General features: G+C 60.3%; 21 protein-coding genes and 1 riboswitch. Of the genes, 7 read left to right on the forward strand and 14 right to left on the reverse strand.

Translation table 11 applies throughout. The annotated features are described in order from the left end of the window. The first annotated feature begins 13 nt into the window (after window positions 1-13). A complete protein-coding gene (locus tag NUX24_RS02060; RefSeq protein ID WP_257829664.1) occupies window positions 14-1,255 on the forward strand; it encodes an alanine--glyoxylate aminotransferase family protein in 1,242 nt (413 codons plus the stop codon). Next, entirely contained in the window at window positions 1,252-2,514 is a 1,263-nt protein-coding gene (hpxK, locus tag NUX24_RS02065; RefSeq protein ID WP_257829667.1) for an allantoate amidohydrolase, read from the forward strand. Before NUX24_RS02060 ends, hpxK begins: the two co-directional genes overlap by 4 nt. Here hpxK and NUX24_RS02070 read toward each other — a convergent pair. Further along, window positions 2,480-3,481 (reverse strand): magnesium transporter, encoded by a 1,002-nt coding sequence (locus NUX24_RS02070; RefSeq protein WP_257829670.1) that lies wholly within the window; start codon window positions 3,479-3,481, stop codon window positions 2,480-2,482. The two genes, hpxK and NUX24_RS02070, sit on opposite strands and share 35 nt — an antisense overlap. A 60-nt stretch (window positions 3,482-3,541) precedes the next feature. Continuing rightward, window positions 3,542-3,711: riboswitch (M-box (ykoK) riboswitch) on the reverse strand. A 159-nt stretch (window positions 3,712-3,870) separates the two neighbouring features. On the opposite strand from NUX24_RS02070, the gene NUX24_RS02075 reads away from it, so the two are divergent. Then, window positions 3,871-4,386 (forward strand): DedA family protein, encoded by a 516-nt coding sequence (locus NUX24_RS02075; RefSeq protein ID WP_257829673.1) that lies wholly within the window; start codon window positions 3,871-3,873, stop codon window positions 4,384-4,386. Here the strand turns inward: NUX24_RS02075 and NUX24_RS02080 are convergent. Together NUX24_RS02080 and NUX24_RS02085 are read right to left on the reverse strand one after the other, a co-directional pair. After that, window positions 4,379-5,170: an SDR family oxidoreductase gene (locus NUX24_RS02080; RefSeq protein WP_193804640.1), complete on the reverse strand. Its 792-nt coding sequence runs from the start codon at window positions 5,168-5,170 to the stop codon at window positions 4,379-4,381. The genes NUX24_RS02075 and NUX24_RS02080 overlap by 8 nt on opposite strands. A gap of 125 nt (window positions 5,171-5,295) precedes the next feature. Further along, complete coding sequence (locus NUX24_RS02085) at window positions 5,296-5,739, reverse strand: helix-turn-helix domain-containing protein (protein ID WP_047650821.1); 444 nt, start codon at window positions 5,737-5,739, stop codon at window positions 5,296-5,298. A 152-nt stretch (window positions 5,740-5,891) separates the two neighbouring features. Here NUX24_RS02085 and agp point away from each other — a divergent pair, with 152 nt between their 5' ends. Continuing rightward, window positions 5,892-7,133, forward strand: a complete 1,242-nt coding sequence (gene agp, locus NUX24_RS02090; protein WP_257829680.1) for a bifunctional glucose-1-phosphatase/inositol phosphatase — start codon at window positions 5,892-5,894, stop codon at window positions 7,131-7,133. A gap of 33 nt (window positions 7,134-7,166) precedes the next feature. Here the strand turns inward: agp and NUX24_RS02095 are convergent, their stop codons facing one another. Further along, on the reverse strand, window positions 7,167-7,394 hold the full coding sequence (locus NUX24_RS02095) for a YccJ family protein (protein ID WP_008499832.1): 228 nt from the start codon (window positions 7,392-7,394) through the stop codon (window positions 7,167-7,169). 19 nt (window positions 7,395-7,413) lie between these two features. Next, window positions 7,414-8,010, reverse strand: coding sequence for an NAD(P)H:quinone oxidoreductase (gene wrbA, locus NUX24_RS02100; RefSeq protein ID WP_023311076.1), 597 nt, complete (start codon window positions 8,008-8,010; stop codon window positions 7,414-7,416). A 391-nt stretch (window positions 8,011-8,401) separates the two neighbouring features. On the opposite strand from wrbA, the gene NUX24_RS02105 reads away from it, so the two are divergent. Beyond that, entirely contained in the window at window positions 8,402-8,572 is a 171-nt protein-coding gene (locus tag NUX24_RS02105) for a general stress protein (RefSeq protein WP_023311077.1), read from the forward strand. A 118-nt stretch (window positions 8,573-8,690) separates the two neighbouring features. Further along, window positions 8,691-9,614: a DMT family transporter gene (locus tag NUX24_RS02110; RefSeq protein WP_257829685.1), complete on the forward strand. Its 924-nt coding sequence runs from the start codon at window positions 8,691-8,693 to the stop codon at window positions 9,612-9,614. On the opposite strand, the gene rutG is transcribed toward NUX24_RS02110, so the two are convergent. The 7 genes from rutG to rutA are packed head-to-tail and all read right to left on the reverse strand — an operon-like array spanning window position 9,602 to window position 15,036. Continuing rightward, window positions 9,602-10,924 carry a pyrimidine utilization transport protein G gene (gene rutG / locus NUX24_RS02115; protein WP_047061541.1) on the reverse strand — a complete coding sequence of 441 codons (1,323 nt, stop codon included), beginning with the start codon at window positions 10,922-10,924 and terminating at the stop codon, window positions 9,602-9,604. The genes NUX24_RS02110 and rutG overlap by 13 nt on opposite strands. A 21-nt stretch (window positions 10,925-10,945) precedes the next feature. Beyond that, window positions 10,946-11,440 carry an NADH-dependent FMN reductase RutF gene (gene rutF, locus NUX24_RS02120; protein ID WP_047650823.1) on the reverse strand — a complete coding sequence of 165 codons (495 nt, stop codon included), beginning with the start codon at window positions 11,438-11,440 and terminating at the stop codon, window positions 10,946-10,948. Between the two features lie 9 nt (window positions 11,441-11,449). After that, window positions 11,450-12,040, reverse strand: coding sequence for a malonic semialdehyde reductase (locus NUX24_RS02125; RefSeq protein WP_257829690.1), 591 nt, complete (start codon window positions 12,038-12,040; stop codon window positions 11,450-11,452). Between the two features lie 9 nt (window positions 12,041-12,049). Then, complete coding sequence (gene rutD / locus NUX24_RS02130; protein WP_257829692.1) at window positions 12,050-12,850, reverse strand: pyrimidine utilization protein D; 801 nt, start codon at window positions 12,848-12,850, stop codon at window positions 12,050-12,052. Window positions 12,851-12,857: 7 nt separating this feature from the next. Then, on the reverse strand, window positions 12,858-13,244 hold the full coding sequence (gene rutC, locus NUX24_RS02135) for a pyrimidine utilization protein C (RefSeq protein ID WP_010429508.1): 387 nt from the start codon (window positions 13,242-13,244) through the stop codon (window positions 12,858-12,860). 11 nt (window positions 13,245-13,255) lie between these two features. Then, window positions 13,256-13,945 (reverse strand): pyrimidine utilization protein B, encoded by a 690-nt coding sequence (gene rutB / locus NUX24_RS02140; protein ID WP_257829695.1) that lies wholly within the window; start codon window positions 13,943-13,945, stop codon window positions 13,256-13,258. Further along, window positions 13,945-15,036 carry a pyrimidine utilization protein A gene (gene rutA / locus NUX24_RS02145; protein ID WP_214576387.1) on the reverse strand — a complete coding sequence of 364 codons (1,092 nt, stop codon included), beginning with the start codon at window positions 15,034-15,036 and terminating at the stop codon, window positions 13,945-13,947. Before rutA ends, rutB begins: the two co-directional genes overlap by 1 nt. Before the next feature lie 245 nt (window positions 15,037-15,281). On the opposite strand from rutA, the gene rutR reads away from it, so the two are divergent. Then, on the forward strand, window positions 15,282-15,920 hold the full coding sequence (gene rutR, locus NUX24_RS02150) for an HTH-type transcriptional regulator RutR (RefSeq protein WP_023311087.1): 639 nt from the start codon (window positions 15,282-15,284) through the stop codon (window positions 15,918-15,920). On the opposite strand, the gene NUX24_RS02155 is transcribed toward rutR, so the two are convergent. After that, window positions 15,917-16,312 carry a lysozyme inhibitor LprI family protein gene (locus NUX24_RS02155; RefSeq protein WP_045401798.1) on the reverse strand — a complete coding sequence of 132 codons (396 nt, stop codon included), beginning with the start codon at window positions 16,310-16,312 and terminating at the stop codon, window positions 15,917-15,919. The genes rutR and NUX24_RS02155 overlap by 4 nt on opposite strands. A gap of 51 nt (window positions 16,313-16,363) precedes the next feature. Further along, window positions 16,364-20,326, reverse strand: a complete 3,963-nt coding sequence (gene putA, locus NUX24_RS02160; RefSeq protein WP_257829703.1) for a trifunctional transcriptional regulator/proline dehydrogenase/L-glutamate gamma-semialdehyde dehydrogenase — start codon at window positions 20,324-20,326, stop codon at window positions 16,364-16,366. Window positions 20,327-20,639 lie beyond the last annotated feature (313 nt).

The raw sequence follows: 20,639 nt of genomic DNA on the forward strand, positions 1-20,639 counted from the left end.
TAAGGACTTAACAATGGATATCGCAGACTTTCCGCAAATCAACCCGCCCCAGCGCCTGCTGATGGGGCCGGGCCCGATCAACGCCGACCCGCGCGTGCTGCGCGCCATGTCGAGCCAGCTGATCGGCCAGTACGATCCGGCCATGACCCACTACATGAACGAGGTGATGGCGCTCTATCGCGGGGTGTTCCGCACCGAAAACCGCTGGACGATGCTGGTGGACGGCACCTCCCGCGCGGGGATTGAAGCGATACTGCTCTCCGCCATCCGCCCGGGAGATAAGGTGCTGGTGCCGGTCTTTGGCCGCTTTGGTCATCTGCTGTGCGAAATTGCCCGCCGCTGCCGCGCGGAGGTGCATACCATCGAGGTGCCGTGGGGCGAGGTGTTTACCCCGGACCAGGTTGAAGATGCGATTAAACGTATTCGTCCGCGCCTGTTGCTGACCGTACAGGGCGATACCTCCACCACCATGCTGCAGCCGCTCGCGGAGCTGGGTGCGATCTGCCGCCGCTACGACGTGCTGTTTTACACCGACGCCACCGCGTCGCTCGGCGGCAACGCGCTGGAGACCGACGCCTGGGGGCTGGATGCCGTCTCGGCCGGGATGCAGAAATGCCTCGGCGGCCCGTCGGGCACCTCGCCGATCACCCTGAGCGCGCGGATGGAAGAAGCGATCCGCCGCCGCAAATGCGTTGAGGAGGGCATTCGCACCGACGCCCACCGCGACGGCGACGAGGAGATGATCTACTCCAACTACTTCGATCTCGGCATGGTGATGGACTACTGGGGGCCGGAACGCCTGAACCACCACACCGAAGCGACCACCGCGCTGTTTGGCGCCCGCGAGTGCGCGCGGCTGATCCTGCAGGAAGGGCTGGATAACGGCATCGCGCGTCATAAGCTGCACGGCGAGGCGCTGCTAAAGGGCATTCAGGCGATGGGGCTGGAGACCTTTGGCGACCTGAAGCACAAGATGAACAACGTGCTGGGCGTGGCGATCCCGCAGGGCGTCAACGGCGACCAGGTGCGTAAGCTGATGCTGGAGGATTTCGGGATTGAAATCGGCACCTCGTTTGGCCCGCTGCACGGCAAAGTGTGGCGTATCGGCACGATGGGCTACAACGCGCGCAAGGACTGCGTGATGACCACCCTGAGCGCGCTGGAGTCGGTGCTGAACTACCTCAAATTCACCACCACGCAGGGGGCCGCCATGCAGGCCGCGTGGGACCACTATCGCCGCGAGACGCCGCAATGAGCCCGGCGGCAGAACGGGTGATGGCCCGCGCCGACGCGCTGGCCGCCATCAGCGAAAGCCCGGATGCGCTGACGAGGGTTTATCTCTCAACCCAGCATCTGCAGGCCAACCAGCTGGTGGGGCAGTGGATGAGCCAGGCGGGAATGACCGTCTGGCAGGACAGCGTGGGCAACATCTGTGGACGCTATGAGGGCGCGCAGGAAGGGGCGCAGGCGGTGCTGCTCGGCTCGCATCTGGATACCGTGCGCAATGCCGGGCGCTACGACGGCATGCTTGGGGTGCTCACCGCCATTGAGGTGGTGGACAGCCTGCACCAGCAGGGTGTGCATCTGGCGCAGGCCATCGAGATTGTCGGCTTTTGTGACGAAGAGGGGACTCGCTTCGGCATTACGCTGTTAGGCAGCCGGGGCATCACCGGCACCTGGCCGCAGGGCTGGCTGGAGAAAGCTGACGCCAGCGGAACCAGCGTGGCGCAGGCGATGACCCTGGTGGGGCTCGATCCTGCCCGCGTGCTCCATGCCGCGCGCCGTCAGGAGGATTTCAGCGCCTATCTGGAACTGCATATTGAGCAGGGGCCATGCCTTGAGCAGGAGGCGCTCGCCCTTGGCGTGGTGGAGGCCATTAACGGCGCGCGTCGTCTGAACTGCCGCTTCACCGGCGAGGCCGGGCACGCGGGAACCGTGCCGATGCACCACCGCAGGGACGCGCTGGCCGCCGCCGCCGAGTGGATGGTCATCGTTGAAAACGCGACCCGACAGCAGGGCGGTAACCTGGTGGCGACGGTTGGCGAGCTGCGCTGCCTGCCGGGGGCGGTGAACGTGATCCCCGGCGAGGTTCAGCTCTCGCTGGATATTCGCGGGCCGCAGGATGCGCCGCTGGATCGGTTGCTTAACGACCTGCTGGAACATGCGCAGGCGATCGCCTCGCGCCGCGCTCTGGACTTCAGCGCCGAGGAGTTTTACCGCATTGCGGCCACGCCGTGCAATTTCCACCTGCAAAACGTGCTGGGGGAGGCGGTCACATCGGTACAGGGGCGTTCGCTTTCGCTGCCCAGCGGTGCGGGCCACGACGCGATTGCCATCGCGGAACGCTGGCCGGTCGGCATGCTGTTTGTGCGCTGCAAAGGAGGCGTCAGCCACCATCCGGCGGAATCGGTGATGGCTGAGGATGTCGCCCTGGCAATTGAGGCGTTTTCGCGTGCGGTGATTCAGCTGGCGGAGAGCGTTACTCCAGCCCCAGCGTATATTGCGCGATCTTGAAGTAGATAATCAGCCCGGTGCCGTCGATAAGCGTCGCGATAAACGGCGCGGAGACGACCGCCGGGTCAATCCCGCAGCGCTTGAGCACCATCGGAATGACGGACGACACGATCGCACTCCAGAGCGTAATGCACACCAGCGTCAGGCTGACGATAAGCGTGATTTCCAGCCCAATCCCCATCATCCAGGCGCGAATGCACCCAGCAAGACCCAGCGTGGCGGCAATCATCAGCGAGGTGGTCATCTCTTTGCGCAGCACGCGGCCAACGTCGCGCAGACGGACTTCCCCCAGCGCCATGGCGCGCACCAGCGTGGAGGTGATCTGCGTCCCGCTGTTGCCGCCCGTGCCGATCAGCAGCGGAATAAAGAACGCCAGCGCGATGGCGGACTCCAGCGCCTCTTCGAAATGCTGGATCACCGAGCTGGTGTAGGCCTCCGCAACAAACAGCAGCAGCAGCCAGACGGAGCGTTTCTTCCACAGGCTATACGGGCTGATGTCCAGATAGGGCTTCTCCAGCGGCAGCGTCGCCCCCTGAAGCTGGGCGTCTTCGGTGACGTCATCTTCCAGCAGATGGGCGATTTCGCGCTCGGTCAGGCAGCCGACGAGCTTGCCGTGGTTGACCACGGGCACCACATCCGCGCCGCCGTGCGCCAGCAGTCCGGCAACATCGGCACGTTCATCCTCCGGTTTGACCTGCAAAAACTGCCAAATCATCAGCGATTTCACCGGCTGGACCGTGTCGGCGGTTTGGAGCAATTTACGTACGGCAATCATGCCCGCCAGGCGGCCATTGTCTTCAATAAAAATATGCGACGGAATATCGTCGTCTTTTAATTTTTCGAAGAACTGCTCGCGCGCCAGCGCCACGCATAATGAAATATCGAGAACAATAAAATCGGTATTCATATATTGCGCGATGGCGCTGTCATTGAATGCCGGGTTTTGGTTGTGAATAGCGTAAGACATAGTGAATTCCCTTTGAATAATAACATCTCTCAGGGGCGAGCAAGACAGGGCATGTCGAAGAGGAGATCCCCACGTCCTGGGTTCAGCACTGTACACCGTATCCCGCGAGGGAAGTTATACTGACAAAGCCTTGATTCGACAGTGCCTGTTTTACCCTGTGTCGGTTCTCTCGAACCCACCAGAGCGATAACGTGTATTTGTACAGGAGCCTCGCCATAACGAGATCGTTGTAAAACGAGAGGAATAATACGCTTATTTAAATTTACCGCTCAGAAAATTAAATAATGTTTAAGAACGGTTTAGACGATTTTTATTAATAAAGTGTTGAGGGTTTATTTAGGTTAATTCATTTCTAATGGAGGATTTAATAATCAACGAAGGAGAAGATAATGGCGTGGCTTGATAATCTGCTGAATCATTTTGCGCTGTATCCGGCACATCTTTTCGCGCTGTTATTTGTGATGGCGCTGAGTAAATCGACGGTGCTTATCTCCTCCGTGCTGCCGCCCGCCTCGGTGATGCTGCTGGCGGGCATTACCGTCAGCCAGACGAGCATGCATCCTGCGCTGGCCTGGCTGGCCGTGGTGTTGGGCGCTGCTGCGGGTTCGGTGCTGAACTACCATATCGGCCAGCTGATGGGGCACACGCGATGGATGACCCGCTTCACGGCTAAACACGCCGGTAAAATGTTGCGGGTGCAGCATCAGCTGCAGAAAAACGGGGTGCTGGTGCTGTTTACCGCGCGTTTCCTGGCGGTGCTACGCTACATCGTGCCGCTGGCGGCGGGGATGCTCAGGCTGAATGCAGTCAAGGTCTACGCCGTCAGCCTGCTTTCCGCCTGCGTCTGGGCGGCGCTGTATGTCGGTGTAGTCACCGGCATCAGCGCATTTAATCTTATCATTTAGCGTAGCGCGGTGCAGGAATGCCGGTGCGCGCGCTGTTGAACAGCTCAAGACGCGCCGCTTCGTAGCGATCCCACAGGCCAGCGTCATGCATCGGCGGGATGGTGATCGGTTCACCCTGATCCAGACCCGCCAGCGATGCATCCACCATATCGTCGGTGGTCATCACCGATCCTTCCGGCAGATCGTTCACCGTGACGCCCGAATGGCTCCAGATTTCAGTCGCCGTGGCGGCGGGCAGCACGGCCTGAATGCGCACGTTGCTGTCGGCAAATTCTTCCTGTAACCCACGGGTAAAGCTCAACACCCACGCCTTGGTGGCGCTGTAGAGCGCGCTGCCCGCCCGGACGTGCAGGGCCAGCACGGACGCGATATTGATCAGCGTGCCGCGATTGTTCTGCGCCAGGCGCGGCAGGATGGCGTAGGTCAGACGCATCAGCGCCGTGGTGTTCAGGGTGTTAATGGCCTGATGCTGCGCCACATCGCCCGCGAGGAACGGCGCCATCTGCGCGGTGCCCGCGTTGTTAACGAGCGTATCAATGGCGGTATTGCTGCGCAGCTCCTCTTCCACGGCGCGGATCCCGGCTTCATCGGTAAGATCGGCCACCAGAATATCGACGGCCACGCCGTAGCGCGCGCGAAGGTCGGCGGCAAGGGTTTTCAGGCGATCTTCGCGACGGGCGACCAGCACCAGGTTAGCGCCGCGCGCGGCAAGACGGTCGGCATAGACGGCACCAATTCCGGAAGAGGCGCCCGTAATCAGGGCGGTGGTGATTTGCGTAGTCATCGTGTGTTACCTCAAGGCAAAGTGGGTTGTTCGGTTTCAATATGAAACTAAATTAACTCTCTGCTATTTGGTTTTATAATGCAACCATTTTGCTGAGCATTTTGTGCTTTTGCCCTCGGAAACGATCAGGAGGGGAGTTTAGCCACGATCTCTTCAGGCGTCAGTTCGCGCCCATCGTCGGCGATAAGCGCCAGTTTGCGCAGGGGTTTGCGCTGTTCGGCATCGACCAGCACGGTGCCGCATTCGTTTTCAGCAAACAAAAATTCATTGCCCCACTGGGAGAGGGCAACCAGCACCGTTTGCAGGGCGCGCCCTTTCTCGGTCAGGACATACTCCTGCCAGGCGCTGCCGTCGGACGCGGGCTGAAGCCGGAGGATGCCTTCGTCGACCAGCAGTTTTAGCCGCGTGGTCAGCATGTTTTTCGCGATGCCGAGGCTTTTCTGGAACTCGCCGAAGCGTTTTATCCCGCGCAGCGCGTCGCGCACGATCAGCAGCGACCACCAGTCGCCGATGATATCCAGCGAACGGGCGACGGGGCAGGTGCTCTCTTCGAGGCGGGTACGTTTCACGGTCAATTCTCCGGTAGGGTGTAGTTTTATTATAAAACTTATTTGCCCACACCGTAAGCACGTTAATCATCAGTTTGAGAAATGCTTCCCGGAAAATTGTCACGAATATGTCACACTGAATGCGACATTTTAAAACGAGTGAGGAATTAGGGATGAGAAAAGCACTACTCGCGCTGGCAGTCGCCGGTTCCATTTCAGCAACGTTTGGCGTGCAGGCGCAAGAGACGCCGGAAGGCTATCAGCTGGAGCAAGTTTTAATCATGAGTCGCCATAACCTGCGCGCGCCGCTCGCCAATAACGGCAGCGTGCTGGAGCAGTCCACGCCGAAGCAGTGGCCGGAGTGGGAGGTGCCGGGCGGTCAGCTCACCACCAAGGGCGGCGTGCTGGAGGTCTATATGGGCCACTACATGCGCGAGTGGCTGGCGCAGCAGGGTATGGTGAAGACGGGAGAATGCCCGGCGGCGGATAGCGTTTATGCTTACGCCAACAGCCTGCAGCGTACCGTCGCCACCGCGCAGTTCTTTATCACCGGCGCGTTCCCGGGCTGCGACGTTCCCGTGCACCATCAGGACAAAATGGGCACTATGGATCCGACCTTCAATCCGGTGATAACCGATAACTCGCCGGAATTCCGCGAAAAAGCGCTGAAGGCGATGGAGACCGAGCGGCAGAAAATGCAGCTTACCGAAAGCTATAAGCTGCTGGAGCAGATGACAAACTACGCGGATTCCCCGTCCTGCAAGGAGAAAAAGGTCTGCTCGCTGGCGGACGCGAAAGATACCTTCAGCGCCGACTATGAAAAAGAGCCTGGCGTATCCGGGCCGCTGAAGGTGGGTAACTCGCTGGTGGACGCGTTCACGCTGCAGTATTACGAAGGCTTCCCGGCCGACCAGGTGGCCTGGGGCGAAATCAAAACCGACCAGCAGTGGCGCGTGCTGTCGAAGCTCAAGAACGGCTATCAGGACTCGCTGTTTACCTCCACCGAAGTGGCGCAAAACGTGGCGAAGCCGCTGGTGAAGTACATTGATAAAACCCTGGTCACCGAACAGGCAAAAGCGCCGAAAATCACCCTGCTGGTGGGGCACGACTCGAACATTGCTTCTCTGCTGACGGCCCTGGATTTCAAACCGTATCAGCTGCACGACCAGCAGGAACGCACCCCGATTGGCGGCAAGATTGTCTTCCAGCGCTGGCATGACAAAAATGCCAACCAGGAGCTGATGAAAATTGAGTATGTCTACCAGAGCTCAGAGCAGCTGCGTAACGCCAGCGTGCTGTCGCTGCAGTCTCCCGCGCAGCGCGTGACGCTGGAGCTGAAGGGCTGCCCGGTGGATGCGAACGGCTTCTGTCCTGTCGATAAATTCAATGCGGTGATGAATAACGCGGCGAAGTAAAGGAGAACCCCCCGCTGCGGCGGGGGGAAACGCTTAGACGTTTTTACGTTCGATGGTTTGCTCGCCCCAGAAGAGCGAGTCTTTATCCGTTTTTTCGAAGGCGCGCACCAGCACCTCATCGTTACCTTCCTCCCAAATCTGCTCGGCCAGCTTTTCATCGTACTTCGCGACTTCAAAGATAGCTTCGGCAATCTCCGGAGAGGTGTTGCGTAAACTTGCCCATTCGCCCACGTGGTGAGCTTTGGATTCTTGAGTTGGCATGCTTGTCCTCCTGTGGGTGTTAGCCGTTCAGTTTTTTGGCCAGACCCGCGACGTATTCACCCTGATAGCGGGCGATAGACAGTTCTTCATTGCTTGGCTGGCGTGAGCCATCCCCACCGGCAATGGTGGTTGCGCCGTACGGCGTACCGCCGCGCACCTGGGAAATGTCAAACAGCTCCTGGGCGCCGTAGCCAATCGGCACAATCACCATCCCGTGATGAGCAAGGGTAGTCCAGGTTGAGGTAATCGTCTGCTCCTGACCGCCGCCGGTGCCGGTAGAGCTGAATACGCTGGCGAGTTTGCCGTAGAGCGCCCCGGATGCCCAAAGTCCGCCGGTTTGATCGAGGAAGGTGCGCATCTGGCCTGACATATTGCCGAAGCGGGTCGGGGTGCCGAAGATAATGGCGTCATAATCCGCCAGCTCCTGCGGGGTGGCGACCGGGGCGTTTTGCGTTTTCCCCCCGGCTTTCAGGAAGGCTTCCGCCTGCATGGTTTCCGGTACGCGTTTCACCACAACCTCAACGCCATCAACTCTGTTCGCACCTTCTGCGACCGCGTGAGCCATGGTTTCAATGTGTCCATACATGGAATAATAGAGCACCAGAACTTTTGCCATTTTGCATCACTCCTCGTTTGTATTATCTGACAGCGGATCGCTGCGCTCATTTAAAGATATGCCATCACGGCCAGACTGCAAAAATGAACGGCATTTCTTTGATTTATAACAATATGGTTACAAAAAGGCTTTGTAGCAAAATGAAACAACTTTTTGGCAGCAGTTTTTTGAAATGATAAGAAAGGCTTATGAATCGCCGTCGCGTCATCTCACCCGAAAGGCTGAGTTCATGTTGCAGAATATTACCTGCGGCTTGCCGGATAGCGGCATTCCACTAAGCTTAGTTTCACGCGGCACAGATAAAGGCACTGTCCTTGTGTTGCGAGGTGAAAGATTCCTCTTTTACTGAATGCAATATGATGTCTAATGTTTCACATTCTGGAGGTTAGAGATGGCAAACCATCGTGGTGGTTCAGGTAATTTCGCAGAAGACCGTGAAAGAGCATCAGAAGCAGGCCGTAAAGGTGGCCAGCATAGCGGGGGCAACTTCAAGAATGACCCGCAACGCGCATCTGAAGCTGGCAAGAAAGGGGGTAAAAACAGCCACGGCAGCAGTAAGTAACACGCCGGGTTGAACCCCTGCCGCCGGGATCTCCCGGCGGTTTTTTTTATTTCTGCAACATTGAACTGTAACCAAAGGCAACGCACACTACAGAATTGTTTTCTCTTTCTGGTGCCGCATGTCTGTCTCACGCTTCAAATTTTCCGTTAAACCGCAGGAAGCCATCCTCATTCTCATCACCATGTTCTGGGGTGGGACGTTTCTGGCCGTTCAGTACGCGGTGACCCTCAGCGATCCGTTCTTTTTTGTTGGCCTGCGCTTTGCGACGGCGGCGCTTGCCGTGGGGCTGATTTCGCTTAAAACGCTGAGGGGGCTGACGCTGAAAGAGCTTAAGGCCGGCGTGGCGATTGGGGTGGCGATAGCGATGGGCTACAGCCTGCAGACGTGGGGATTGCAGACCATCTCCAGCAGCAAATCCGCGTTTATCACCGCCATGTATGTGCCCCTGGTGCCGCTACTGCAGTGGTTGTGCCTGGGGCGGCTGCCGGGGCTGATGTCCTGTATTGGCATCGTGCTGGCGTTTATCGGCCTGATATTACTGGCCGGGCCGGAAAACAACCTGCTGGCGCTGGGGCAGGGCGAAATCATCACCCTGATAGGGGCGATTGCCATTGCGGCGGAAATTATTCTGATTAGCGCCTGGGCAGGCAAGGTCGACGTCAAACGGGTGACGGTGGTGCAGCTTGCCACGGCGTCGCTGGTGGCGTTTGCGACTATGGTGCCGGCAGGGGAATCCGTACCGCCGATGTCCACCGGCCTGGTGGTGGTCGCACTGGGGCTGGGGATTTTCAGCGCCATTATTCAGGTCACCATGAACTGGGCGCAGCGCAGCGTATCGCCAACCCGCGCGACGGTGATTTATACCGGCGAACCGGTCTGGGCGGGGATTTTCGGACGCATTGCAGGTGAGCGTTTGCCGCTTCTGGCGCTGGTGGGCGCGGCATTTATTGTCGCCGGGGTGCTGGTGAGCGAGTTAAAGCTTAAACGGAAGAAAAACGCGCTGCCAGAAAATGACAGCGCGACGTTAAATCACGAATCCTGATGCACCACGGCGCCCTGCGGCGCGGCGGCCATCCGGCGGCTCAGCAGGGCGTTAAGCAGGATCGCGCCGAAGGTCGCCGTGCCAATCCCGCCAATCGTAAACCCGCCCAGCGTCAGGGCAAAATCGCCTGCGCCCAGCACCAGCGTAACGGCAACCATAATCAGGTTGCCATTCTGGCTGAGATCGACGCGATGCTGTACCCAGATGCGCGCGCCGGCTACGGCGATCAGCCCAAACACCACAATCGATGCTCCGCCGATGACCGGGGACGGGATGGTGTGGATCAGCGCGCCGAACTTCGGCGAGAAGCCGAGCAGCATCGCCATTACTGCCGCCGCCACGAAGACCAGCGTCGAGTAGACCTTGGTCACCGCCATCACGCCGATGTTTTCAGCATAGGTGGTGACGCCGCTGCCGCCTACGGAACCGGAGAGCATGGTCGCCAGACCGTCGCCGACGAACGCCCGGCCCATGTACGGGTCCATACTGCGCCCGGTCATTCCCGCCACGGCCTTCAGGTGGCCCAGGTTCTCTGCCACCAGAATCACCGCCACCGGTGCGATAAGCATCATCGCCTGGGTGTTAAAGGTGGGTGAGGTCACCTTCGGCAGGCCGAACCAGGCGGCCTGATGGAGCAGCGTAAAGTCAACCGGCTTGCCCAGACCGAAAACGTTGGCCAGCAGGGCGTAGACCAGACAGGCGACAATCAGCCCAACCAGGATCAGCAGACGCTGGATCATGCCGCGCGTGAACACCGCCACCAGGCCGATGCACAGCACCGTGATCACCGCCATCCAGCTTTCAAACGGCGAGGCGGAGACGCTCCTGACCGCAATTGGCGCGAGGTTGAGGCCAATCGCCATCACCACGGCGCCCGTCACGACGGGAGGCATCATTCGCTCGATCCAGCGCGTGCCGATTTTCATCACAACCAGACCAATCAGGGTGTACACCAGACCGCAGGCGATGATGCCGCCAAGGGCCACGCTCAGGTTGGGGTTGATCCCCTGGCCGTTAAACCCGGTGGTGGCGATGACCACCCCGACAAAGGCGGCGCTGGAGCCGAGATAGCTGGGCACGCGCCCGCCGGTGACGAAAAAGAACAGCAGCGTGCCGATTCCCGACATCAGAATAGACAGGTTGGGATCGAGTCCCATCAGCATCGGCATCAGCACCGTGGCGCCAAACATCGCGACCGCGTGCTGGACGCCCATCACCATCGTCTGCCCGAGCGGGAGACGTTCATCCGGCGCGACCACGCCTGTTTCTGTGGAGGTCGATTTCAACTGCCAGTGGGGAAATCCGAACATGGTCTGTCTCCTTAGGGCGGGTTAACAGGCGGGTCGCATAAGCGCGTGGTAGGCGCGGTCAAACCACACCAGCCCTTGCGGCGCGGGGTGGCGAATAATCGAAACAATGTCGCAAAACAGAATGTCGTGGGTGCCGACGCTCACCACCTGGCTGATGCGGCAGTCAAACGAGGCCAGCGCATCTTCCAGGCGCGGGCAGCCCGTGTCGCCCGTCTGCCAGCGTGCGGCGGCAAAGCGTTCCTCCATCGGCGTTTTCCCGCCAAACAGGTTAGATAAAGGCTCCTGTCCGGCGCTCAGGGTATTCACGCACAGCGTGCGGTTTTCGCTGAACGTCGGCCAGACGGACGCGCCGCGGTTCAGACACACCAGCAGGGTAGGCGGTGAATCCGTGACGCTGCACACCGCGCTGGCTGTGAAGCCTGCCAGCCCCGCCGGGCCGTCGGTGGTGATGATATTGACCGCCGCGCCAACGCAGGCCATGGCGTCGCGAAAGGTTTGTTTATCCGGTGTCGTCATGATGGCTCCTTACGCCAGCCCGCAGGCATCGTCGAAGGTCAGGCGCGGCAGACGCCCGTACAGTTTGCGAGGGTCGCCGTAGCCAATGTTGATCAGCAGATTGCTTTTAAGCGTCGTGCCGGTGAAAAAGGCCTCGTCGACCTTTTGGCGGTCAAAGCCCGACATCGGACCGGTGTCCAGCCCCAGCGCGCGACAGGCGAAGATCAGGTATGCAGCCTGCAGCGAGCTGTTGCGAAAGGCCGTCTCTTCCGCCAGCGCGGGGCTGGAGGTAAACCAGCTCTTCGCATCGCCGTGCGGGAACAGTTCAGGCAGGCGCTCATAAAACTCGCTGTCCCAGGCCACAATCGCCGTGACCGGAGCCGTGAGCGTTTTCTCAAGGTTGCCGCTGGAGAGCGCCGGGCGCAGCTTCTCTTTTCCCTCCGCGCTTCGCACAAACACAATCCGCGCCGGGGAGCAGTTGGCGGACGTGGGCCCCCATTTCATCAGGTCGTAGATTTCGCGCAGCGTTTCGTCGCTGACGGACATATCCTGCCAGCCGTTATGTGTGCGGGCGCCGGTGAACAGCGTTTCCAGCGCGGCGGGGGTAATGGCTTCGCTCATTAAAGCTCCTTATAAAGCGGGTTCCGGGCTGTGCAGCAGGCTGGCAAGCCCGTTCAGCAGCAGGGTGTTAAAGGTATCCGGCTCGGTGACGTTGCAGGCGTGCCCGCCCTGGCGCATCACCACGCTGTGGCTGTGCGGAATTGCCGCCTGCAGTTCAGACGAACAAACAGCGGGCACCAGCATGTCATCGGCGGAACAGATGATCTGGACCGGGCAGCGAATGCGCGCCGCATGGCGGCTGAAGTCGGCCTTTTTCAGGGCGCTGAGCCTCTGCAGCAGGTTGGCTTTTCCCTGGAAATGGGCCAGCGCCAGCGCTTCTTCGGCCTCCAGACGGGGCGCGCGGGCGGCCATCCAGTCCGCCGGGTAGAGAAACAGCGGCTGCGCCTCGACCCACGCCTGTGCGCCGCCGTAATGCAGCAGGCGCTCGCGGATCTGAAAGCAGCGGCGGGTGTGGGCGTTGAGGGTCAACCAGCCGTTGACGCACACCAGCGCTGTGAGGGCGTCGGGCCTGTCGAGGGCCAGCTGCAGGCCAACCAGCGCCCCCAGCGCGTGACCCACGACGCTGTAGCGGACAATCCCGGCTTCAGCCAGTGCCTGAGCCAGTTCGTCCGCCATCTCTGCAAGGCTATACCCTTCCGGCAGGGTAGCGGGGTTATTGCCCGTTCCCCGCTGGTCATAGCACACCACCTGATACTCCGGCTCCAGCGCGGCCAGCTGGGGCAGCCAGTAGCTGCCGCTGCCGCCGAGACCGGAAATAAAGACCACCACGGGCGCGCCTTCATACGGGGGCGGCGAGACGGAAAGTTTCATACCTGCCTCACTTCGCGATGTGCGCAACGGTAGCGATTTCAACCAGCGCCTCTGGCTTCACCAGCCCGCACTGAATGCAGAACCGCGCCGGCTTATCGCCGGGGAAGAACTCGGCGTAGATCTCGTTAATCGCGGCGTAGTTTTTCCAGTCGGTGATAAAGATGCTGTTGAAGGTCACATCCTCCATCGTGCCACCCGCCGTTTCGATCACGGTTTTGATCGTCTCCAGCACGTGGCGGGTTTGCGCCTTTGGGTCGTTGATAAACACCACGTTGTTGTCTTTATCAAACGGCAGCGTGCCGGAGACATACACCACGCCGTCGGCGAGGGTGCCGGGAACGAACGGGGCAATCGGCGTGCTGGTACCGGGCGGGATGATTACGGATTTCGGCATCAGGTGTCTCCTCAGGCGATACGGGCAAGCGGGGGATTCAGGGCGTCGCAGAAATCTGCAACGTTACTGACCCAGCCAAAAAAGGTTTCAATATTGAACAGGGCCGCCTTCTGGGCGAATTCCGGCCCGGCCTGGTGGGTCGCGTCTTCCAGCACCACGCCAAAATACTCGAGGAAAAAGCCGTCGCGCAGGGTCGACTCCACGCAGACGTTGGTGGCGATGCCGGTGAACACCAGATGGCGAATGCCCCGGCTGCGCAGCAGGCTGTCGAGCGGCGTGTTGAAAAAGCCGCTGTAGCGCGGTTTGGGCAGGACAATATCGCCCGCCTGCGGGACCAGCTCATCCACCAGCTGATAGTCCCAGCCGCCTTTCGCCAGCAGCTTACCCTGCAGTTCGGGCCGTTTACGCATGGTTTTCAGGGCGTTCGACTTGTGGAAGTTGGGCGAGCCGGGGCCGCCTGCCTCGACATACTGGTCATCCCAGCCGTTCTGGAACCAGATGATGAGCATGCCCGCGGCGCGCGCGGCGGCGACGGCGGTTTTAATGTTCTCGATCACCGGCCGGGTGGCGGAGACGTCGAACCCCGCCAGATCCAGATAACCGCCCTGGCTGGCGTAGGCGTTTTGCATGTCCACCACGATCAGCGCGCTCTGCTCCGGCGCGAAGGTGATGGCTTCCGGGCGTGCGTTAAGGGTCGTCATTACGCCACCTCCTTCGTGACGGCAGGGATGTGGGCGCGGCACTGCATCAGCGGCTGGATGCGCTCGCCGAAGGTCTCCACGCCGGTGAGGAAATCGTCGAAGGTCAGCAGGACGCCTTCCGCACCGGGAACGGCCGCCACTTCGTCAAGCATTCTGGCGACGCTGGCGTACGAGCCCACCAGCGTGCCCATGTTGATATTGACGGCGGAGGTCGGGTCGGCCATCTGGCGAACGTTGGTATCCGCCCCGGAGCGGGTATCTTTCTGGCTCTGCTCGGTCAGCCAGCTCAGGGCCTCCTCGTCGGCGCCGTCCTTATAGCGCTCCCATTTGGCGCGCGCGGCTTCGTCGGTTTCGTCGGCGATCACCATAAACAGCACGTAGGAGCCCACGTCGCGCCCGGTTTTGTCGGCGGCCTCTTTCATGCGCGCAGCGGTCGGGGCGAAGGCGGCAGGCGTGTTAACGCCTTTACCGAAGCAGAAGTTGAAGTCGGCGTATTTGGCGGAGAATTCCATTCCCGCGTCGCTCTGCCCGGCGCAAATCACCTTCATCGGCACCGACGGCTGCGGGCTGACGCGGCAGTCGTTCATGGTGAAGAAATCACCTTTGAAATCGCTTTTGCCGGTCCCCCACAGGTCGCGCAGAACCTGTACGTATTCGGTCAGGTAGTCGTAGCGACGCGAGAAGTAATCGTCACCCGGCCAGAGCCCCATCTGCTCGTACTCGGGTTTTTGCCAGCCGGTGACCAGATTGACGCCAAAGCGCCCGCCGGAGATCGAGTCGATGGTGGAGGCCATGCGCGCCACGATCGCCGGGGGCAGGGTGAGGGTGGCAGCGGTGGCGTAGATCTGGATCCGCGAGGTGACCGCGGCCAGCCCGGCCATCAGGGTAAAGGACTCCAGGTTGTGGTCCCAGAATTCGGTTTTGCCGCCAAAGCCGCGCAGCTTGATCATCGAAAGCGCAAAGTCGAAATGGTAGTGCTCCGCTTTCTGCACGATGGCTTTATTGAGCTCAAAGGTCGGCATGTATTGCGGTGCAGTGGTCGAGATAAGCCAGCCGTTGTTGCCGATGGGTACAAATACGCCAATTTTCATCACGAACCTCTCTTCATAACGTCGCAGGTGTAACGGTGTTTTTGCAAAGGCAGTGCCAGTTTTGAAAATGGCTGTGTTATTAATGTGTTAATCAGAAGTTGGTGGATTGATGCGGCTAAATGTGGACTAACTGGTCAAAAACATTGCACAGAAAACAGGCATTCATGCGCGATGGGAGTGCAGAATGTCGTGGCGAGTCGGGGGTTTTGCTATGCTGAGGGCAACGCAGAATAAGGAGAGCGGGAATGACACAAGGCGCAGTGAAAACACCAGGTAAACGTTCGCAGGCGGTGAGCGCCAAGAAGCAGGCGATCCTCAGCGCGGCGCTGGAGACTTTTTCGCAGTTTGGTATTCACGGCACGCGCCTGGAGCAGGTGGCGGAGCAGTCCGGCGTATCCAAAACCAATCTGCTTTACTACTACCCGTCGAAAGAGGCGCTCTATGTGGCGGTGATGCAGCAGATCCTCGATATCTGGCTGGCGCCCCTCAAAGCATTCCGCGCAGAGCTGGCCCCGCTGGTGGCGATCAAAGAGTACATTCGCCTGAAGCTGGAGGTGTCGCGCGATTACCCGCAGGCATCAAGGCTGTTTTGTCTTGAGATGCTGCAGGGCGCGCCGCTGCTTCAGGCGGAATTAACCGGAGATTTAAAGCAGCTGGTGGACGATAAGTCGGCCATTATTGCCGGATGGGTCGCCAGCGGAAAGCTGGCACCGGTCGACCCGCATCATCTGATCTTTATGATTTGGGCCTCCACCCAGCATTACGCTGACTTTGCAGCCCAGGTTGAGGCGGTGACCGGTAAAACGCTCCAGGACGAGGCATTTTTCCACAGCACCCTCGAAAACGTGCAGCGGATGATTATCGAAGGGATCCGCCTGCGCTAGTTCCCCGGCGGAAGAGGGCAGCTTAAGTCGCCCTCTTCACACTGCATCAGCGAGGCCAGAAACGCTTCGCGCTCCACGGTTTTTTCCGCCAGGCACTGGTTAACAATCATTGGCTGGACGCTCCCGCCTTCCGTCCCCGAACCGATAAACGCGCAGTCCGCATCGCGCAGTGTAATCCACGCCTGCTGCGCTTTTTTCAGCAGGTCACGCTGGGGTGCCGCTGCGCGCTTAACGGCGGCCTGATACGTCTGATTAAGCTTTTTATCGGCAGCCTGGTACTGCTGCGCGCTACAGGTATTCAGTTCAAGCTGGGTGGTCGCGTTGTCGCACTCGTCGGCCAGCGCGCTGGCGCTCAGCAGCAGTGCCGCACTGGCGATAAGATATCGTTTCATATACTCCCCAATAAAATAAGGCTCCGTCTCCGGAGCCTTATTAGCACAGCGTTAGCCTATTGTCATCAGGCTGGCGTTACCGCCTGCCGCCGCGGTGTTGACGCTGAGCGAGCGCTCCACGTACAGACGCTCAAGCAGCAGGTTGGTTTCTCCGCGCGCAAAGCCCTGCACCGAAACAATCGCCCCGCTGCGGACCGCAACCTGCTCGCACAGTTCGCGCAGCTGATCGGAATCACCGTGGTAGATCACTGCATCAAACGGCTGGGTCAGCAGGCTATCGGCTTTCGCAAAGCGAATGCGGGCCGAGACCGCTTTCGGCAGCTGTTTGGCGAGATCGCGATGCAGGGCATCTTCCGGCCAGAGCACTTCACAGCCGGTTGCCATCGCGGCAGCCAGCTGCACCAGCGCGTCCTGCTCATTCTCGGCCACGCACAGCACGCGCTCGCGCGGCATCAGCGTCCAGGTGTTGCGCTCGCCGGTTGGACCCGGCAGCAGACGCTGGGTACCGGCCTGCGCCAGCTCGCCGTACTGCTTCGCGACGGCACGCAGTTCAGGACGTTTTTCTGCCCATGTAATGAGCGCCTCCAGCGGCTGGGTCAGTACGGTTTTCAGCTGCGCATCCACCGGATAGTCCGCATCCTGGCGTGCCAGGGTGACGCCCAGGGCGTTATCCGGACGGTTCGCCAGCAGACGGTACAGGTAGAGCGGACCGCCCGCTTTCGGACCGGTGCCGGAAAGGCCTTCACCGCCGAACGGCTGTACGCCCACGACCGCGCCAACCATGTTGCGGTTAACGTACAGGTTGCCCACTTTGGCGCTGCCGGTCACCTGCGCGATGGTCTCGTCGATGCGGGTATGTACGCCGAGCGTCAGGCCATAGCCGGAGGCGTTGATCTGCTCAACCAGCTCGTTGAGGTTGTTACGGTTGTAGCGCACCACGTGCAGCACCGGGCCGAAGACCTCTTTTTTCAGCTCGTCGAAGCTTGCCAGCTCAATCAGCGTTGGCGGCACAAAGGTGCCGGTCCGCCATTCGCGGGTATCTTCGCTGTTCTCGCGCACCGCCTGGAACACCGGACGGCCTTTCGCGCGCATGGTCTGAATGTGGTTTTCGATGTTGGCTTTGGCTTCCGCGTCAATCACCGGCCCGATGTCGGTGGTGAGACGGCCCGGGTTGCCCATGCGGCATTCGGCCATCGCGCCGCGCAGCATCTTCAGCGTGTGGTCCGCCACGTCGTCCTGCAGGCACAGCACGCGCAGGGCGGAGCAGCGCTGACCGGCGCTGTCGAACGCAGAGGCCAGCACGTCGACTACCACCTGCTCGGTGAGCGCGGAGGAGTCGACGATCATGGCGTTCATCCCGCCGGTTTCCGCGATGAGCGGCGTAGGACGGCCCTGCGTATCCAGACGGGTGGCAATATTGCGCTGCAGCAGAGACGCCACTTCGGTCGAACCGGTGAACATCACGCCGCGCACGCGGTTATCGGAGGTCAGTTTGGCACCGACCGTTTCACCGCGGCCCGGCAGCAGCTGAACCACGCCCGCTGGCACGCCGGCTTCGAGAAGAATGTTGATGCCCTGCGCGGCAATCAGCGGGGTCTGCTCTGCCGGTTTTGCCAGCACGCTGTTGCCAGCGGCCAGGGCGGCGGCAATCTGGCCGGTGAAGATCGCCAGCGGGAAGTTCCACGGGCTGATACAGACGACCGGACCCAGCGGACGGTGGGTTTCGTTGTCGAAATCATCGCGCACCTGACCGGCGTAGTAGTGCAGGAAGTCGACGGCCTCGCGCACTTCGGCAATCGCGTTGCTGAAGGTTTTACCCGCCTCGCGCACCAGAATGCCGATGAGCGACTGCATCTGATCTTCCATCAGCACCGCCGCGCGCTCCAGAATCGCGGCGCGCTCCTGCGGCGGCGTGGCGAACCAGATAGGGGCGTTGTTCACCGCGCTGTCCAGCGCCTGGTCCACTTCCGCTTCGGTCGCTTCACGCGCGTAGCCGACGATATCCTTCGGCTCGGCCGGGTTGATCACCGGCTGCATTTCGCCGTCAGCAGCGGGCTGCTCCAGCATCGGTTTCGCCTGCCACTTCTGCAGCGCGCTGTTGAGCAGGGCAGAGGAGAGGGACGCCAGACGGTGTTCGTTGGCGAGATCCAGACCCGCCGAGTTGACGCGGCCTTTGCCGTACAGCTCGCGCGGCAGGGCAATCTTCGGATGCGGCAGGCCAATCTGGCCTTCCTGCGCCGCCATCTTCTCAACGGCCTGCACCGGATCGGCCACCAGCTCGTCGAGCGGCAGCGTGGTGTCGGCGATGCGGTTAACGAAGGAGGTGTTCGCGCCGTTTTCCAGCAGACGACGCACCAGGTACGCCAGCAGGGTTTCGTGCGTTCCCACCGGAGCATAGATTCGGCACGGGCGGTTCAGCTTGCCGTCCGCTACTTTACCGGTCACCTGCTCATACAGCGGTTCGCCCATGCCGTGCAGGCACTGGAACTCGTACTGGCCCGGATAGTAGTTTTGCCCGGCCAGGCTGTAGATCGCCGCCAGGGTGTGGGCGTTGTGGGTAGCGAACTGCGGATAGATCAGATTCGGCACGCCGAGCAGCTTTTTCGCACAGGCGAGGTAAGAGACGTCGGTGTAAACCTTGCGGGTATAGACCGGATAGCCTTCCAGCCCTTCCATCTGGGCGCGTTTGATTTCGCTGTCCCAGTAGGCGCCTTTCACCAGACGGATCATCAGGCGACGGCGGCTGCGGCTTGCCAGGTCAATCAGGTAATCAATGACGAACGGGCAGCGCTTCTGGTAGGCCTGGATCACGAAGCCAATGCCGTTCCAGCCAGCCAGCTCCGGCTCGAAGCACAGTTTTTCCAGCAGATCGAGGGAGATCTCCAGACGGTCGGCCTCTTCGGCGTCGATGTTGATGCCGATGTCATACTGGCGCGCCAGCAGGGTTAGCGACTTCAGGCGCGGATAAAGTTCTTCCATCACGCGGTCGTACTGCGCGCGGCTGTAGCGCGGGTGCAGGGCGGAGAGCTTGATAGAGATGCCCGGGCCTTCATAAATACCGCGACCGTTGGACGCTTTACCGATGGCGTGGATCGCCTGCTGGTAAGAGACCATGTAGGCCTGCGCGTCGGCGGCGGTCAGGGCCGCTTCGCCCAGCATGTCGTACGAATAGCGGAAACCTTTATCCTCCAGCTTGCGGGCGTTCGCCAGCGCTTCGGCAATGGTTTCTCCGGTCACAAACTGTTCGCCCATCAGGCGCATCGCCATGTCCACGCCTTTGCGGATCAGCGGCTCGCCGCTCTTGCCGATGATGCGGTTCAGGGAGCGGGAGAGGTTGGCTTCGTTATGGGTCGAGACCAGCTTGCCTGTAAACAGCAGGCCCCAGGTTGCCGCGTTGACGAACAGCGACGGGCTGCGGCCAATGTGGGAATGCCAGTTGCCGTTGCTGATCTTGTCGCGGATCAGCGCGTCGCGGGTGGCTTTATCCGGGATACGCAGCAGCGCTTCCGCCAGGCACATCAGCGCCACGCCTTCCTGAGAGGAGAGGGAAAACTCCTGCAGCAAGCCCTGGACCATCCCGGCGCGGCCGGTGGCGGTTTTCTGGTTGCGCAGCTTGTCGGCTAACTGATACGCCAGGCTGTGCGCCTGCGCGGCAATGGCTTCCGGCAGGCGGGCCTGCTCCAGCAGCATCGGCACGGCGTCGGTTTCGGCACGGCGCCAGGCGCCGGTAATGGCGGCACGGCTGACGGACTGCGGCAGGATCTGCTCGGCGAATTCAAGGAACGGCTGATGGTTCTCGTCGCCAGCGGCCGGGGCTTCTTCACTTTCGTTCGCCGCGCCGGCCAGCAGGGCAGGCAGCTCCGGCAGGCCCTCATCGCTCTCGAGTCTTTCGAGATAGTTAAAAATCGCCTGCTTGATTAACCAGTGCGGCGTGCGGTCAATGCGGGTTGCTGCGGTCTTAATCCGTTCGCGGGTTGCGTCATCCAGCTTAACCCCCATGGTGGTCATACCCATGCCAAAGCTCCTGTTGTTCTGTAATAGCGTTCTGTTGATAGCGTGAAATATCCCCCATGTTGCAACTTTGTGCAACCGTGTTAAATGTGACCTGGTTTGCAACCCGGAAAATGAATGGATTGTTAACGAATGGTTAGCTGGAAAAACGCGCTGGCTTTTGCGCGGGAAGCCTGGTTTTATGCGGTAGTTAACACTTTTCAAAGGTGCAACCCGTAAAAGCGTGAGCGAGTGCAACCTATAGGAAACTCGTATCAAACCGGGGATGAAATTGATGTAAATGCAGTGTTAAATCGTTTGTCAGCGGAAGGCGCAT

Origin of the sequence: Enterobacter sp. HG048 (assembly GCF_024702055.1) — a bacterium.
GTDB lineage: Bacteria > Pseudomonadota > Gammaproteobacteria > Enterobacterales > Enterobacteriaceae > Enterobacter > Enterobacter dykesii.

Coding starts and splice junctions, on each gene's coding strand:
- NUX24_RS02060 (WP_257829664.1), top strand. CDS start 14: ATGGATATCGCAGACTTTCCGCAAATCAACCCGCCCCAGCGCCTGCTG.
- hpxK (WP_257829667.1), top strand. CDS start 1,252: ATGAGCCCGGCGGCAGAACGGGTGATGGCCCGCGCCGACGCGCTGGCC.
- NUX24_RS02070 (WP_257829670.1), bottom strand. CDS start 3,481: ATGTCTTACGCTATTCACAACCAAAACCCGGCATTCAATGACAGCGCC.
- NUX24_RS02075 (WP_257829673.1), top strand. CDS start 3,871: ATGGCGTGGCTTGATAATCTGCTGAATCATTTTGCGCTGTATCCGGCA.
- NUX24_RS02080 (WP_193804640.1), bottom strand. CDS start 5,170: ATGACTACGCAAATCACCACCGCCCTGATTACGGGCGCCTCTTCCGGA.
- agp (WP_257829680.1), top strand. CDS start 5,892: ATGAGAAAAGCACTACTCGCGCTGGCAGTCGCCGGTTCCATTTCAGCA.
- NUX24_RS02095 (WP_008499832.1), bottom strand. CDS start 7,394: ATGCCAACTCAAGAATCCAAAGCTCACCACGTGGGCGAATGGGCAAGT.
- wrbA (WP_023311076.1), bottom strand. CDS start 8,010: ATGGCAAAAGTTCTGGTGCTCTATTATTCCATGTATGGACACATTGAA.
- NUX24_RS02105 (WP_023311077.1), top strand. CDS start 8,402: ATGGCAAACCATCGTGGTGGTTCAGGTAATTTCGCAGAAGACCGTGAA.
- NUX24_RS02110 (WP_257829685.1), top strand. CDS start 8,691: ATGTCTGTCTCACGCTTCAAATTTTCCGTTAAACCGCAGGAAGCCATC.
- rutG (WP_047061541.1), bottom strand. CDS start 10,924: ATGTTCGGATTTCCCCACTGGCAGTTGAAATCGACCTCCACAGAAACA.
- rutF (WP_047650823.1), bottom strand. CDS start 11,440: ATGACGACACCGGATAAACAAACCTTTCGCGACGCCATGGCCTGCGTT.
- NUX24_RS02125 (WP_257829690.1), bottom strand. CDS start 12,040: ATGAGCGAAGCCATTACCCCCGCCGCGCTGGAAACGCTGTTCACCGGC.
- rutD (WP_257829692.1), bottom strand. CDS start 12,850: ATGAAACTTTCCGTCTCGCCGCCCCCGTATGAAGGCGCGCCCGTGGTG.
- rutC (WP_010429508.1), bottom strand. CDS start 13,244: ATGCCGAAATCCGTAATCATCCCGCCCGGTACCAGCACGCCGATTGCC.
- rutB (WP_257829695.1), bottom strand. CDS start 13,945: ATGACGACCCTTAACGCACGCCCGGAAGCCATCACCTTCGCGCCGGAG.
- rutA (WP_214576387.1), bottom strand. CDS start 15,036: ATGAAAATTGGCGTATTTGTACCCATCGGCAACAACGGCTGGCTTATC.
- rutR (WP_023311087.1), top strand. CDS start 15,282: ATGACACAAGGCGCAGTGAAAACACCAGGTAAACGTTCGCAGGCGGTG.
- NUX24_RS02155 (WP_045401798.1), bottom strand. CDS start 16,312: ATGAAACGATATCTTATCGCCAGTGCGGCACTGCTGCTGAGCGCCAGC.
- putA (WP_257829703.1), bottom strand. CDS start 20,326: ATGGGTATGACCACCATGGGGGTTAAGCTGGATGACGCAACCCGCGAA.